This window comes from Sphingobacterium sp. UT-1RO-CII-1, from assembly GCF_026711005.1.
In the GTDB taxonomy this organism is placed as follows: domain Bacteria; phylum Bacteroidota; class Bacteroidia; order Sphingobacteriales; family Sphingobacteriaceae; genus Sphingobacterium.
In genome coordinates, this window is record NZ_JAPPVJ010000006.1 from 18,110 (window position 1) to 35,116 (window position 17,007).

Below are 17,007 nucleotides of genomic sequence, written 5' to 3' on the forward strand. Positions count from 1 at the left end.
CTCTATTTAGCATCTAACAAATAAAATGCACCTTCACTTACAATCTCTACACCTGGCTCTACACCTTCTAAAATTTGAATCTTTCCGTCTTGCGTCACTCCCGTCTTCACATATTGTCTACGGAATTTCCCTGCCCCCAACTTTACAAACAAATAACTACGATCATTATACTGTAATACCGAGTTAGCAGGTACAAAAAGAGACTCCTGAGCTTCATCTTCAAAAAGAACCGTCGCATACATACCAGGTTTTATAGAACGATCGGGATTATCACATTCTATTAATACCTGAGCTGATCTTGTTTCTTCTTCAATGATTTCATCAACATGGTACACCTTACCTTCAATCTTCATCTCTGGAAAAGCGGCAAGGGACACAGTTGCTTTGTCCATCTCATGAATAAAGCGTATATCTTTCTCTTTTACCCTACCGACAACCCACACTTTACTGAGATCAGCTATTGTTGCATGTGCTGGATCATCATCCTTTATAAAATGTCCACTTATAATTTCATTTGTTATTACGTCTCCTTTAATAGGCGAGCGCACTATCATAGACTGTCCAAAAATCATATTCTTAACATTCACCCCATATATCTGCAAGGCTGCTTTCGCATTCTCTAGTTCATTTTTAGCAATAGAATAGCTGGCTTGTGCCTCTTCCAGATCCCGCACCGAACCGACACGGTGCTCATGCAAATCCCGTTGCCTATTCAGGGTTAGTTCAGCTGTTTGCATATCAGTTTTTGCCTGAAAATACGCTTTTTGTGCTTCTAAGAAATCTGGAGATACCATTTCAAATAATGCTGTGCCTGGCTGCACCGTCATCCCTAATTTCAAGTATACTTTTGTTACTCGACCTGCAAAAGGTGGAGCAATTTCTGCATACTGATTGGGTATGGCCCTTACGACACCAGAAGAAGTTAAAGCCAGTCTATATTCCGATATCTCTAGAGGTTCTGTTTTTAATTTTTGCAAGACAGGGTGACCATCCGACACCTGAATCGTGTCCCCTGCAAGCGCATACTTATACTCTTGTTCCTCAGATCCTCCCCTAGTACAGCTCAACACTAAGCCAAAAAGTGCACTACTTAAAATAGTGCGAACAATTAATAATTTGGTTGCTAATTTCATATGTAAACAATTTATTCTTCATCTATCATATGGAATACTCATGTGTGATTGTGCTTAAGGAAACATGAGAATTTCATACATATATAATTACTTTCTATATTCTTTAATCTTATTCTATTCAGTACATACCTAGTACTAACCCATTGTTAATTCCTTATCGAAAAAACAACAGCGCAAAACTAAGCAAGCCCCTATACAGCTACAGTTAGAACCTAAATAGAAAATTATTAGAAAATCATTAGAGATACAGGAGTAGTTTTACATATATAGAATGAAGTTTATATTTTTTTGATATAACCAGCACATTAATAAGCTCCTAACAGACCGAGCTACTAATCATAATTAGACACTTCTTAAAAAAACCGTACAGATACTTTTAACAACTATAAAGTATTCGTGGAAAATAGTCTCTATACACTGATCGTACCCGCCTTTCCAAAAGACTCCCGAATACATAAAATCGTAAACAAAGTAAAAAGCAATCTTAAGAAAATCTATGCTATTGATGGCAAGGACCATACCAAAATTTATAATGGGATTATGTGCTAGTAAAAAAGCTAAAAGTATAAAGACTATTGGAGATACTTGAAAATTCTGCAGCAAATAAGAACTTATATAACATGTACCGACCACATTATACATCAACCTTTCAGGAGATCTATTGACCTTATAAGCTACAATATATAATTAAAGATGACTCCTGTTTTAAGAATCGGTCATCTACATAGAAGTTAATCCGTTCCGGACGCTTTTATCTGTTCCTTATTATCTAATTTACTAAAAACAGAATTTTTTGATACAAACTCCGGAACAATATTTTTCAGCTGTGCAATAGCATTAAAGTCGTTATCCTCTCGCTGCTGCTGATTCAGCTCTACGTAAATCGACAACTCTTTTATAAGCTGCCTCTTTTCCTTCAAAGCTTCCGTACTTACCTTTGCTATTAATATCTTTGAATGATGCGTTTTTATAGTATTCTCATCATTTGCCAGCAATTCTTCAAATATCTTTTCTCCAGGACGTAGACCTACAATTTTTATATCTATATCCTGTGGGTAACGGTATCCCTTTAGGCTAATCATCCGCTTTGCTAAGTCCATTATTTTCACAGACTTACCCATGTCGAAAACAAAAATCTCTCCCCCTTTCCCCATAGTTCCTGCCTCCAACACCAACTGGCACGCTTCAGGAATGGTCATGAAATATCGAGTTATATCTTCATGAGTAACAGTAAGCGGCCCACCTTTCTCCATTTGCTTCTCAAATGTCGGTATAACTGATCCGCTTGACCCTAATACATTTCCGAAACGAGTTATAATAAAATTTGTTTCACTCAATTCATTACAAGAACTCACATATATCTCAGCGGCTCTCTTTGTTGCCCCCATTACATTTGTTGGATTTACAGCTTTATCTGTCGACACCATTACAAACTTTTCCACCCCAAACTCACTAGCTAGGTCAGCTAACAACATACTTCCCCCTATATTATTCCTTATAGCCTCATGAGGGTTACATTCCATTAAAGGAACATGTTTATAAGCTGCTGCATGCAAGACAAAGTCTGGCTTAAAACGTTCAAAAACCCCTCTCATCAACACCCTATCGCGAATGTTTCCTATAACAAAATAAGTCTGTTCTTTATTCGACAAGCGTATACTCTGCTGCACATCATATAAGTTTGATTCTGCTTGATCTACTAAGATCAACTTATCATATTTCCTCGCTGCAATTTGTCGAGCAAGCTCACTACCAATAGAACCTGCTGCTCCTGTTATTAAAATGACACGTCCTTTCAGTTCCTCATTTAACACGGGGTTATCCAGCCGTATAGTATCACGTCCTAAAAGATCCTCAATACGTAGCTTTCGAATCTGTCTTTTATCTCCCGCATTGAGCAATGAATTACCAGGTTGCATGATTTTAAGCTCTAGCCCTAAAAGTTGAAAATGATCCGTTATTCTCGCCAATCGTTCAGGATCATTATTCTCAACAGCTATTACCACCTCCTCTATATCGTACTTCTTTACAAAAGCCCCATCAATACTTAAAAGATTTAGTATCCTTATTCCGCGTGAGTTTTTCCCTACTCTGGAATCATTATCTTCTACAAAAGCTACAACATTATTTTTATTTCGGATATCATCCTTTAACATCGCGTATGCTACTAATCCCGGTCTTGAAGCTCCAAAAATTAAAACTTGCTTACTCTTTCTCTTTCTAAAAAAAAACAACTCATACAAACTTCGATACATGACACGTGCCGCCACCATCACTACCATTGTCAAGAAAGTATGTGTAAAAATCACCGCATACGATAATCTCAAATATTGAATTAAGGGTCCTAAATGGGATATGTTTTTACGTACTAGAAAAGAAATAAGAAATAACGATAAGCAAGCCCACCACACTGTTTTAAATATTTTAACAGTTTCACTAAGCCCGGTATGTCTTACAATGTCACGATATGTTTTCATCAGCAAGAAACACACCGTATATACACCAAGCACAATTACGCTGGTTTTTGCCATCAATTGAATATCAAAAACACCCCGGAAACTATTAACAATAAAATGTGCTGTCACATAGCAAGTTAACACTATCGATAAATCGATCAGTAAAATAACCCACCTAGGACTATCTCGTCTAAGCTTTTTTCTCAACACACTAAGATCCATTTCAGGCTTTTTATGAAATCAATATAATGTCACTAATATTCATGGTTTTATTCACAAATATACAGAAACAATTCACATGGAACGATAAAAAGAAAATGGTAAAAAACAAATTGTTACACTTGTAACAGTCCAAACTCTTTAAATCAACATTTTATATATGAAAAAGTGTGTTTAAGAAAACTATCCTTGTAGTGAAAAACTTAACCTAAAACTCCTCAATAAAGCATAGCCAAAATAAAATAGTAAAAAAGAAAGGGCTGCATCATTACGACTCAGCCCTCTTCTACTAAACAAATTGAAACAAAATCATTTGCTCCGCCTTTTCTTTAAAGTTATAAAAGCGAATCCTGCTAAGAGCATAGGAATTATTCCTAAGAATGTAATTTTTTGAAAATTTATGTTCTTTCTACTTACTTTAATAAGTGTGTCTGGGGCCTTTTCTTTTATCCCTCCTATGGGATACTCACCATCACTAAACCATTTAAAACTTCGCATAGCAAAAGAACTATTTACAGTTGAGATATTATACCGACTCATCTCTGCATTACTCATAAAATCAGCATCACCTGAAACTATTATTTTTTGGTTACGCCCATTCCGCTGTCTTTCCATTTTTACAGCTGTAATTTCCTGAGCTCTTACATCTACAACACTATCAAAAGTCACTTTTTCTTTTTCCAAGTCAAAAGCTCCAGTCTTATTCCAGGTATTTGTTGGATTTGTCACAAAAAGTGGCGTAATCTGATAGCCCTTTTCAGCTACAATTTTAATAGCTGCGGCCCCTTTCATTACGACTTTCGCTCCATCATAAAACTTATAACCGTTCTCAATAGCATCTCTCGTAAACTGCAACTGCAATAAATCAGCATCGAAATCAGCACTCTTTTGCAACAATGTACCATCTTTGTACGCTAGGCCTAAATATTCAAGTATCTCTTTAAAACTAAGCGTACTCCCCGGGTCAGCCAACAGCATGAGATTGCCGCCTTGATCAATATACTGTTTTAATATTGTTATTTGTTCAGGCGTGTATGCCTTCTGCGGATCCGAGACTATGAGTCCCGCACCACTAAAGCTATTCAGATCAGAAAATCTCAACGCATTTACTTCGAACCCCTGATTTATCACCGACCCCCGCACACGCTGCCCATTTAAAAGAACAGTGTAGTCTCTATCCGTATAATTTTCTATTCCCCTTTCACCTTGCCCAACCAATATGCCAAGCTTTGCAGGCCCAACCTTCAATCGCTTCAATGCTGCTAAAACCTCTGATTCCCCCGGATACTGCAACATATCATCATACATCCGTAAAGCAGTTTGTTTCCCATCATACTTCAAAAATCTAACAAAACTATTTTCCTCTTTAGCCACTTCAGGATATTCCTTCATTTGCTCAGGTGTTTTTAACTTTTCAAAATTAAAACCCAAAGCTTTTGCTTTCTTTTTTGCAGCCATTACTATGGTTTCTCCTGAATCTAAACGCAAATAGGGAACACTATCATAATAGGCAATATATTCTATCTCCATATGTGGTATAAATCGAATAAATGATTGGAACCGTTGTACATCAGCTATTCTATTTTTAGATGAACCAAAACCTGCCCGATCATCCAACACATTTACGAAAGATGTCAATTTAATTGGCCCTTCTATACTCTTTGCTAATTCCTGTCCTGTTACACTTATTGTTCTATCTTTTATTCTGGTAGTATCATAGTACATGTTAAACTTTGGCAAACTACTGATGTAACCAATTGACAATAGAAGAAAAAACAATACAACAAAACTAAATACACGTTTGAAGTGCGGAGTCGCCTTACGGGTAAATTCCATTTGCATCACTGCAACTACTAAAAAGAAAACTGTAATTAATACAAAGTATATAATATCACTACTTTTAAGCAACCCATTGACCAAATCCTCTGTCCGTCCACCAATAGCGAGCCAATAGGTAATTTCCCTAAGCCCATCATAATTCTGTCCTACAACTTGTGCATAATTAAAAAATGCCAGCAAAGCTAATGTCGAAATAGCTGCTACAATTTGATATGAGGTCAAACTAGACATTAAAAGTCCTACCGCAGCATACGCGCAAAGCAATAAATATAGCCCTAAAAGTCCAAACAATAGAAACTTAAGATCAAGTTGTTCCACAGAGAAATAAGCTGAAACCAAGTATAGACTTAGCAAGGAAACAACCAAAGCTCCATAAACCATAATGGAAAGAAATTTCCCCAGCACAATCTGCAAAGAAGTAACAGGTGATGACTGTAAAAGCTTGATCGAACCACTTGTATACTCTCTACTTAACAAGCCCATAGTCAATATAGGTATATACAAATATAAATTTTCAATCAATGCCATCAACATACCATTCTCTCCCGCAAAAAGTACACGAGTAACCACCACTAACGGTCTCTCCAGCTGTTGTTGTGTTTCTTGCTGATAGAGCGTATCCCAATAATTAAGTCCACACTGTACGAAAATTATACCCAGAATAATCCATGCTATAGGTGAATAAAACAAGATGCTCAGCTCCAATCTTGCAATTTTTATAATTTTACGCATAGTATTATCTTCCTTTACCGTACGATGACAATTGTGCAAAGACACCATCCAATGAGTTTTTCTCTAGATATATCTCCACCAATCCCCACTGTTCTTTTATACACAACTCGATTACACGCTCTCTTATCCCTTCTACCTGATTAAAAGTCAGCTTAAACTTCCCTTGTTCTAACTCTTGTACCGCTGTTATTCCCTCAATTTCTTCCAAACGATTACTCCCAGGAGCTTTACTCAGCTCTATAATCAATGTATTAGGTTCTACATAATTATTAAACGCTTGCATAGAATCCGCAAATACGACCTTTCCATGCTCAATCATTATGATCCGATCACAAGTAGCTTGGACCTCTGAAAGAATATGCGTTGATAAAATAACTGACCTTTCTTCCCCTATCTCTTTTATTAGCTTTCTAACTTCCAATATTTGATTAGGATCTAATCCATTTGTTGGCTCATCTAATACTACCAATTTTGGATTATGAATTATTGCTTGTGCAATCCCTACTCTTTGTTGATAACCACCCGACAGATTGCTTAATAAACGATTGCTAAAATGACTAATTCCACACTTTTTCTTTGCGACATCCATGGCGTCCTCCACTTCATTAGCAGGTATATCTCTCAAAAAAGCACAATGTCTTAAATATTCATCTACAGTTAACTCCACATACAAAGGCGCTTTCTGCGGTAAAAAGCCTATCAAGCGCTTCGCTTTCACCGCATCTGTACGAATATTAACTCCATCTATCCAAGCTTCCCCTTCGGTTTGACTGATAACACCACAAAGTATATTCATCGTAGTTGATTTGCCTGCACCATTAGAGCCTAGAAGTCCTAAAATACCTTTACCCGTAATTTCAAAATTGATATCTCTGATAGCCCAATCTCTAGAATATTTATGAGAAAGAGCTTCTATTTTCACTATACTGTTCGTCATTCTTTATTTTCTTTTTCTACGAATTAATACAACAGCTCCTATTATCCCTAATCCCAATGGCATAAAACCTATCCAAGTATATTTAATGGTGTTTAAGGTACTGTCCTTTACTAAAATTTTATTATCAATAGGTGCTGGTCGCTGCGTATCTACCGGAAAAGCCCCTTGGCTGAACCACTTAAAAAGACTCAATGAAAACTGATCATTGACCGTCCGCATATTATGTCTATTCAACTCACTATTACTCATAAAGTCTGCATCGCCAATCAATAGTATACGTTGTTCGTGCTCTTCACTATCGACTTTAGTCAGTGCTACAGCCATTATCTGGGAAGACCCTAGCTGAGAAAGTTTAGAAGTGCTATCTTGAATATTCCCCAGCCAACTATCTTTATTACTGCTATTTAAAACAGTGGTAATCTTATAACCTCCAGTATTTTCATTTAACAATAAAGGAGCAGCCCCTTTCAACGAAACCAAAGATTTAGTTGACTTTGCAAAACCAAACTCAATAGCATCATTTGAAAATTGTGCTTGCACTACCTCTGCCTCTACATCTTTACTTCTATGATAAACCTGCTTATTCGCAAATTTGACGGGTAGATCTACCAAGACATCATTAAGGAAACCAACTTTAGTCGGTTCTGCAGCAAAAAGAGCGCTGCCACCTTTCTGTATGTACTTACGGATATTTTCTACAGCCTCATCCGAATATTTATTATATGGATCAGCTATAACTAAAGCTGTGAGTTTATCGCCTACAGTATCAAGTTCATTTGGTGTTAATGTACGCACCTGAAAGCCGCTATTTACAATTGCTTCTCGTGTTTGAATATCGGCGACTAATCTATTATACGATTTATCACCTATTGAATATATACTACGTTCATCAGCACCTTGCAGAAAACCAATAACAGGACTTTTTATATACAGTTGCTTTAATGCAGACGAAATAGCTGATTCCGTAGGGTAGCCCGTTGCGTCCAAATACATACGCAACACTACACTATCTTGCCCATGGTGCAAATACCTTACAAACGAATTGTTCTCCGGGCCTAAATCAACTATTTTTTTTATTTCAGCAGGAGCTAGCACCTCCGTAAATTCAACTCCATGAGCTAACGCTGCTTTCTGGGCTTTTTCTAATAAATTAACTGTACTATCTGCATAACGCGGTGTATAATCATAATAATAGATATATTCCATATCCATCCTAGGAATATATCGGATATATTGTTCAAATTGCTTCAAGTCAAACTTTCGCCATTTCGGTGTTCCTAATCTCCCTAATGGATGCAAGATATTAACATAATTCTTCACTTTCAAAGGCTGCTTCAGGTTAGAAATAACCTCTTTGCTATTAGCTGTTAAAGTATTTGCCTCGAATCGGCTAAGATCAAGATATCCTCTACTGAGCGGCAATGAGCTAACAAACCCAATTGCAATAATTCCTGCTATCCATCCCACATAACGTAAATTGTTCTGTACTTCCGAGCGGATTGACTTTTCATTATTCATACGTATTATCGTACAACCTATAAAAAGCATAATCACTAACACAAAATAAATACTGTCTTGACTGCTGATCATACCATTCACAAAATGATCAGTCCTCCCTTGCAGCGACAGCCAGTAAGTAATCTCACGTAGGAAAGGGTTTCCTTTGCCTATTTCACCAACAAAATTTAAGCCAACCAGTACCGCTAACGTACTAATTGCTGCTACAATTTGGTACGAAGTTAAACTCGACATAAATAAACCTATAGCTGCATAAGCTGCTATTAACAGATAGATGCCACATATTCCCGCACAAATCACTCCCCAATCGAAATTACCGATCAAAAAGCTACCTGTGACCGCTATTCCGAATAATATAAAAACAAAATATATACTAAAAATCAAAAGCCCTAGATATTTACCCAGAACCACTTGTGTATTCGTAACTGGTGAAGACTGCAATAGTTTTATCGTTCCACTGCTTAATTCTCTACTTATAATACCCATCGTCAAAAGAGGTATATATAAGTATGTGTATTTTAAAACCGATCTAAAGAAACCTCTCGGCCCCGCAAATACATCAGCTGTCAAAGATTGTAATTGGGCTCCCAATTGTTGTGAACTTTCTTTTTCGCTCAACAAATCCATAATGCTAACGCCGCACTGTATCATAAAAATAATCATCAGTACCCATGCAATTGGCGAATAAAAAAACACACTCAATTCTAGCCTTGCTATTTTCCCTATTTTCCTCATATATATCCTATTGAAAATAAGGGGGCAGTTTAGTACATCTGCCTCCCTTGCTAGCTGTTATAATTGTGTTGTTGTAAATAAAATACGCCCAAAACCATTATATGTTTTGATGTTCTTTTGATCGATATTTGCCAACCCCTCATTAACCAATGGCAAAATATGCACTTTACCTTCACTACCGGTATAAGTACCCAAGATTAACTGTTTGTTATTTTTTTCGAAATGTCGGTTTTCGTCATTCCACACCGAACGTTTGGGATAATCTGCTTGTTGAAAAACTTTAAGGGAGGTAATCTCCTCTCCATTTATTGCTGTATAACGTACTCCAAAACTAGGTTTTGATCCACCATAAACAACACCATATATCTTCGTCTTTGTGGCATAGAGCATCACGTTTTGGTTAGGCAAAATCACATACAGTATAGCCTGATCAATCTCGGGAGCATCAGCTAAGCTGATCTTCCGTAGTGGCTTGGGCGATATCACTACACCATTATCTCCATCATACTCTCCCCCATCCAAGATAAACAAAGATCGTTCTTGATTCTGTTTATCTCGCAACAGGTGAATAAACTCGCCTCGCTCGTTGACCCCTGCTGCTAAATTTTCATGATCCCTTACACTATTCGGATTAAAAGCTCCCGTCGCAGCGGCTACACGTTTCATCTCCCGATCACCAAACGTGCTCAAAGCGGGTTGGTAAACGAAGGTACCAAGATCTTCCGAATAGAAGTTTAAGACCACTGTCGGATAATCATAACGGGCATTCAATCCTACAATAGCTGGTACCTTAAAGTTATTCGTAAAAGGCAAGCCTATATTATTCAGTTCCATCCAACTAGCAAATAACTTTCCATCCCGTATAATGACCTCATTTTGCACAATAGTTCCTAAAAAATCAGCCCCATAACTGGCTTGTGGCACAAAATAAAGTTCTTCATTCCTTTTTTCAAGCTGATAATCTAGCATGTCAATATTAAATAAGGATGAATTTGTACTACCTAGCAAAGATTTTTTCGATTTCACTTGGGTATAGATCAAATTATTAACTAACCCCTCTATTGGGTATGCATTGGCTGAAGAAAACACTTTATACCGTATTTTCTCTTCATTAAAATCAGGTGTCACAAGGGGCGACATCACATGGCTTAAATCAGTATTCTGTCCATCATAGGTTTCGACGATAACTAAGCCTTCACCAATACCATTACGAATCGTTAGTTTCCAATCGTGCAAATAGGCTATACCTGTATTCTCATCCGTTACTTTCAATAACACTTGATGTTCATAGCCTAAACTTGTTGGAGGAAAATTAACTTCATAATCTAGCTTCTTATCCATACCAATCACCACATATTCAATCGAACGTCCCTCCATATTTATTTTCCATTCGTAGCTCAAATTATCTGATTCACTTCCCTCTTGCACAATTTTAGGTTCAAACTGTAAACGGTCAAATTGAAATACAGTCAAATCTTTCTTATCCGCATCGTCTACTTTTATTTCTGGCAGTGTTATTGATTCTACCGTGCTCAAATCGTCTTTACAACTAGTTATAACGAGTAGCAAAAACAGATTTAAACCTATCTTCAAAATATTTTTTATATTTTTCATCTCTATATTCTCTAATTTGGTTAATACCTCGGTACGATAGGCTGTCCTTCTTGTAAGCCATCATCATGCACTAATATATCTGTGGGGTTTGCTGCATTCCATTCACGAATATAATCGCCAAACTTCTTGCCCAAAACCTCAGCACCAAGCTGACCATAAACTCGAAAATCGGCAGCAGTAAAATTCTGTAAACCTGTCGTTTCAACAAAAATTCGAAAAGCCTTTGTACTACCCGCTGCCGAAATAAAAGTCCGAAAATAAACACCCCACGTTGGCATAATAGCCTGATTGCTCCACGACACTTTAAAATATTGCCGTTCGATTACACCACGATCAAACTCCTCGTTAGCTTTAACACGTAGGTACAAATCAGCCACTGACTCATTGAGATCTTCGGTCTTTCTCACTTTGATTGATAAGGTATCAACCACTACTCCGGCTTTTAATAAGCCCTGCGGTATGGTATATAACTCAGGCTTGGCATTTGTTATCGTGTCCATCACCACTTCCAGTTCGTAACTACGATCACGATCTTCCGGAAAACCTACAATACGGATAGGGATGCGCACCTCCCCTTGATCTAAGGGATTTCCCAAAAAAGAATAGGTGATTTTATTTTCACTCACTACTCGCTGACCAAAGACCAAAGCTGGTTTGGACTTAAAAGCTATAGGGTTAGATTTTTCACAACTAATAAGTGTCAAAATAACCAGACTGCCCAATGCGAGAAATGTTTTATATATATGGTTCATATTTTTTCTTTCTTATTAATAAACTCCTCTTACACTATTTATAATATTATAAATAGTGTAAGAGCTCGAAGCTTATCCTTATGTTTAGTTAACATAAAATTAGACACATGCGTCTAATCTTATTTCTTTTTTCTAGTTCTGAACACGATTCCCAAATTCGATCTCCGACATCGGGAAAGGCAACATATAGATTGCATCGTCGACAATTATATCATTAGATATATTCGGCATATGCAACAAACCAATACGTTTGTAATAAAAGAACAATTGCCCTTCAGCTATATATTCTTTTCTATACTCTTTCATTAATTCTTCTTGAAAATCTTCTACTGACATTTGCTTAGGTAGCTCATGTACTATACGTCTGCTTGCTCTGACCTCTTGTAACAGAGCAATTGCTTTACTTAAGTTGTTCTTACTATAATACTCAGCCGCGATATAATACATCTCTGGCAACTTAATTAAAGGCATTTTGTCATAATCTAATGAGTTAAAATAACGATTCAACTTACTAGAGAAAAGTCCATAAGCCCCTCTATCGATCAGACTGCTGTATCGAAAATCTACTACTCCAATTTCAGGAACAGCGGTTTCATAAAGTTCTTCTATGGCCTCATCTCCTAATCTCAATACATCATAATCAGTATTAGAATTCGCTGAAAATAGCGGGGCCGCTATTAATGAGTGATTTGTTATATGTAGTCCAAAAAGATATTCTGAGCTTACAGTCTTATTCCAACTGATATCCAAATCTACAGCAGCTAGTTTAGCAGCAGATTTTTCAATCACCTCTTCAGCCGCTTGTACTGCTAGTTTCCATTTTTGTCCACCTTGCCATGCATAAACTCGCGCCTGCAGCGCCTTAACAGCAAAATAGTTCATACGACCATCCCGCTTACTATAAAAACCTTCCCGATTAATCTCCACCAACTGTGCCTCTGTCAACAAAGTATTTGGGTGTACAGGATCATACTTCAATAAATCCAGAGCTGTTGCAATATCACTTTCTAGTAATTCAAAAGTTTCTGTATAGCTTAACTGAGGTATTATCTCCTTCGAATACATCGTGCTATAAGGAATGGCCATCTTACTAGTCAGATCACTGCGATTTTCATAATTAGAATGTCCAAAAACACGCATTAAATCGAAGTGTAAAAAGGCACGCAAAGCTAATAGCTCTCCCTCAATAATTTCCTTTTCTCCGGGATACCATACAAAATCACTTTTTTCCAAGTAGCTTAATGCAGTATTCACATTCGCTATGGCAAAATAAAATTTATCCCATATTCGCTGTATATGCTCTTCGCTTCTCGTTGTACTATATCTGAAATTTTGCATATCATTATATTTAGCTGAAGCTCCAGTAAAAGGTTGATATTGCTGAGCTAAAATATCGATCATATTAAAGGTCATATCTTTGCCATATAAACTTTCAGTGCCCATAGCCAAATAAATCCCAGTCAAGGCGTCTCTAAACCCGTCCCCCGACGAAAACTGATCTTCAGCTTTTATTTGATCGCTGGCAGTCACGTCAAACCATTTCTCGCACGATTGTAGTGCAAATAGGGTAATGAAACTAGCTACTATATATTTTATTCTTGTCTTCATAATTTAAAATGTTGCTGTTAATGAAAAAGAAACGGTCCGAGCAAAGGGATAAGACAAGCCTCGTTCAATTTCGATCGAGGAAAACTTAGCAACCTCATTCATATTAAAAGCCGCCCGTAGACGTTCCAATTTGGCTTTTCTCAACCATTCATGTTTATAAAAATCGTAATACACGTTAATAGACGATATATCCAATTCTTTTCTGTTCTGCACAAAGCGTGTAGTCGCTCTTGTCTTTTCCTCTAATTCGATCGACAACCCTTCCTCATCCGTATAAGTATAGGTGCCCAATTTCTTAAAAAACACATCTTGGCCCGGCGTTGTCCACCTACCTGTTAATACGCGTTTATCTACGTTATAAGCCATATTGACATTCTCTACACGATCCACTAAAGTCTGGTTATACAATTGTCCTCCACCCAAATAGCGAGCTGTGATCGAAATACCGATTCCCTGATACTCGGCCTGCAGGCCAAAAGTCCCTTGATATTTAGGCCGAGCCACACCTGCCATAATCATATTGGAAGCTGCCCACATATAAGAAGTATTTCCGTCTTGTTGCACATAAACCTCTTGTCCCGAAGCTGGATCAATACCCAAAGAAGGTACTGCCCATATGGCATCCATAGCCATACCATCTTGATATTTTTTCACCGGTACTCCAGTTCCCAAATTTGCCGCCAAAGCGTCCATCCGAGCATTGTAAGCACGCATTGAGTTAGAGAGCTCGACAATACGATTTTCGTTAGTTTCTATCCCAAATTGCAAGCTCACAAAGTCACGTTCGCGTTGCCATGCCATATAATTTAATTGCAACTCTATGCCTGTATTCTTAATCTTACCCAAGTTATCCTTTACTTCATCAAAACCAGATGATGTAGGTATAGTCACATCAGCCAACAGATTTTTCGTAAAACGCTCGTAATAATCAAGGCGTAAACCTAACCGCCAAACCTTTAGATCAAGCCCACCATTGTAATCAAAAGATGATTCCCACTGTAAATAAGGATTGACCATATTCGCTACCTGAGAACCCGGAAAGCCTTGATAAAAGCGATCTAAAATATATTTATATGTAGCTATAGAGGCATTTGTATTAAAATTTTGATTACCCGTCGCACCGACTGATCCTCTGATGCGAAATTGATCCACTATATTTAAGTTTTTTATCCACTCTTCGTTGTGAAAGTTCCAACCCAAACCTGCACTCCAAAAGGAAGCCCAACGTTTGTCGGCACCAAACTGCGACGAGGCATTCGCACGATAGGTAAAGTCAGATATCAATCGATCATCCCACATATATGAAAAAGCCGCTAAAAAACCCATATCTCGCGTAATACCGTCAACACCTGTAGGCCGTGCATCTAAGGCATAACTCTTTGCAAACATAATATCCTGCAAGCGGTCACTTGGAAATCCTTCTGCTAAGTAAACACGTTCTGAAAAACTACGTTCACTCACATTATAACCTAAGTTTCCAAAGAAATAGTTTCGTGCAATCTGCTTACTATAGTTTACGTTTAAATCACCCGACAAATAAGTACTCTTTCCATGATTCACTTGATACGAACCTTTACGATTCACATCATTGGACGAAAAAGACTCAAATCTCGTATGTTTTGATGGATAAAATTCATCTGCATCACTGTTTTTCACATCGATACCCACCCGAGCTGTCGCACGTAATCCAGCAAGAGGCTTCCATTCCACATACAAATTATTCGTAAAATTATTATAGGTACTTTGGTTTTTACTATTTAAGGTTGAGTTAAACAAAGGGTTCACCACTTTAACATTCAAATCCTCATTATTTTCAGCATAGTAGGGTATAGTCCCATCAGGATTTACGGCTCGCCAATATGGATTCATTTGAACATACTCTGAAAACTTACCATAAGGTGATTCATTAGACCTGTTTGACGTAAAAGAAGCTAAATTACGGAACATAAAGTCTTTAATACGGTAAGAAGCCGATACATTTCCACCAACATTACGTCGATCAGAGCCTTTCATGGCTCCTTTAACATCATTATAGGTAAAGTCGGTCATGACTCGTAAATCTCCGGTTCCAAGTTCGGCACTCAAAGCATGTCTTTGCCCCACGCCATTACGTAAAGGTTTCGCCAACCAATAAGTATCAAGCCCTTCTTCCACCAATTTTAATCTCTGGTTATAAAGCTTAGTCAACTTTAAATACTGTTGGCTAGGATCATAAGTATTTGGATTAGCCAAATACATGCCATCTAAGACTTCAGCTTGTAGTTTCTCGCGCGCATTAGTCAGATTATAACTTTTTAAGTCTGGTAGCTCTATATTCGTCGTAGCATTGTAAGTCACGAAAGGCTTTGAACCTGACATCTTCAGAGTTTCAATCACAATAACCCCATTTGCAGCCTTCGACCCATATATAGCTTTCGATGCTGCATCTTTCAAAATAGTTAGGCTTTCAATACGATTAATATCCAAATCGAATATACGCTCGATACTCGCTTCAAAACCATCTAAAATAAACAAAGGCTGAGTAGGATCTTTCAGGTAATTACCCTTTAGTCCTGCCCCTATATCCCCCATGTCAGTGGGCAAGCTCCCATTTCCCCTGATCTGCATATTGGGTAACGAATTGGGATTAGAACCCATATCAAAATTATCTAAAAACATACTTGGTGAGATGTTTTTTAACGATTGAAATACGTTTGTACTTCCTACCTTACGCAGGTCTTCCCCTTTTATCTGCACAGTAGATCCCGTAAAACTTTCAGCCTTACGCTCAAAGATACCTGTCACGACCACATCTTCTATTTCAGCTATCTTTTCTTCCATCTGCACACTAACTTGCTTACGACCCCGTATAGGAACGATACGCATTTCATAACCAACCGCTGTAAACATTAGCGTGTCATTAGCACCGAGTCCCCCTAATTGGTAATTACCATTATTGCCTGTTTGCACTACCGACATGGCATGCGTACGATTCGAGTAACGTTGAACATTCACATTTGCTAAAGGGACTCCTTTGATATCCGTCACAGTTCCACTAACATCGGTCTGTAAGGTGATATGCATAGGAATCTGAATATGGGTACGGCTATTCTTTCTCGTAATAACCACCATATTATTATCTATGCTATACTCTAAATCAGTCTCTGCTAAAGCTTGGTTTAAGGCTTCCTTAGTAGAGGCTCCTTTTATATTTACGTTCATCTGTCGTGCATGCGATACTATGCTTCGATCAAACATAAAATCAACTTTAGCTTGATTACGTATCTCTAATAGTAGATTTTCCAAGCTCATATTTCTCATCTCAATATTTATTTTTTGAGAATAGGCTGAAAATGCCCACAATTGCATCGGTAATAACGTCATTAAAATACAGCTGAGATATACTTGCCGTATACCTCGCTGTCGGTTAGGTTTGTCATCTTTAAACAAAAACATTCTAGTTAGGTTAAATTATATTCATAATG

9 protein-coding genes are annotated in these 17,007 nt (G+C 37.5%); all 9 read right to left on the reverse strand.

Annotated features, from left to right (window positions below; genetic code table 11):
* Positions 1 to 2: 2 nt before the first annotated feature.
* The 9 genes from ORI89_RS13795 to ORI89_RS13835 all read right to left on the reverse strand — a co-directional run bounded on the left by ORI89_RS13795 (position 3) and on the right by ORI89_RS13835 (position 16,978).
* Entirely contained in the window at positions 3 to 1,133 is a 1,131-nt protein-coding gene (locus ORI89_RS13795) for an efflux RND transporter periplasmic adaptor subunit (RefSeq protein WP_268231081.1), read from the reverse strand.
* Between the two features lie 731 nt (positions 1,134 to 1,864).
* Positions 1,865 to 3,664: a polysaccharide biosynthesis protein gene (locus ORI89_RS13800; RefSeq protein ID WP_268231082.1), complete on the reverse strand. Its 1,800-nt coding sequence runs from the start codon at positions 3,662 to 3,664 to the stop codon at positions 1,865 to 1,867.
* A gap of 453 nt (positions 3,665 to 4,117) precedes the next feature.
* Positions 4,118 to 6,379 carry a DUF4350 domain-containing protein gene (locus tag ORI89_RS13805; protein WP_268231083.1) on the reverse strand — a complete coding sequence of 754 codons (2,262 nt, stop codon included), beginning with the start codon at positions 6,377 to 6,379 and terminating at the stop codon, positions 4,118 to 4,120.
* 4 nt (positions 6,380 to 6,383) lie between these two features.
* Positions 6,384 to 7,316, reverse strand: a complete 933-nt coding sequence (locus ORI89_RS13810; protein ID WP_268231084.1) for an ABC transporter ATP-binding protein — start codon at positions 7,314 to 7,316, stop codon at positions 6,384 to 6,386.
* A gap of 3 nt (positions 7,317 to 7,319) precedes the next feature.
* Positions 7,320 to 9,569, reverse strand: a complete 2,250-nt coding sequence (locus ORI89_RS13815) for a Gldg family protein (RefSeq protein ID WP_268231085.1) — start codon at positions 9,567 to 9,569, stop codon at positions 7,320 to 7,322.
* A 57-nt stretch (positions 9,570 to 9,626) separates the two neighbouring features.
* Entirely contained in the window at positions 9,627 to 11,183 is a 1,557-nt protein-coding gene (locus tag ORI89_RS13820) for a PKD-like family lipoprotein (RefSeq protein WP_268231086.1), read from the reverse strand.
* Between the two features lie 20 nt (positions 11,184 to 11,203).
* A complete protein-coding gene (locus ORI89_RS13825) occupies positions 11,204 to 11,935 on the reverse strand; it encodes a DUF4843 domain-containing protein (RefSeq protein ID WP_268231087.1) in 732 nt (243 codons plus the stop codon).
* Between the two features lie 132 nt (positions 11,936 to 12,067).
* Positions 12,068 to 13,543, reverse strand: coding sequence for a RagB/SusD family nutrient uptake outer membrane protein (locus tag ORI89_RS13830; protein WP_268231088.1), 1,476 nt, complete (start codon positions 13,541 to 13,543; stop codon positions 12,068 to 12,070).
* Positions 13,544 to 13,546: 3 nt separating this feature from the next.
* Positions 13,547 to 16,978 carry a SusC/RagA family TonB-linked outer membrane protein gene (locus ORI89_RS13835; RefSeq protein ID WP_268231089.1) on the reverse strand — a complete coding sequence of 1,144 codons (3,432 nt, stop codon included), beginning with the start codon at positions 16,976 to 16,978 and terminating at the stop codon, positions 13,547 to 13,549.
* Between the last annotated feature and the right edge of the window lie 29 nt (positions 16,979 to 17,007).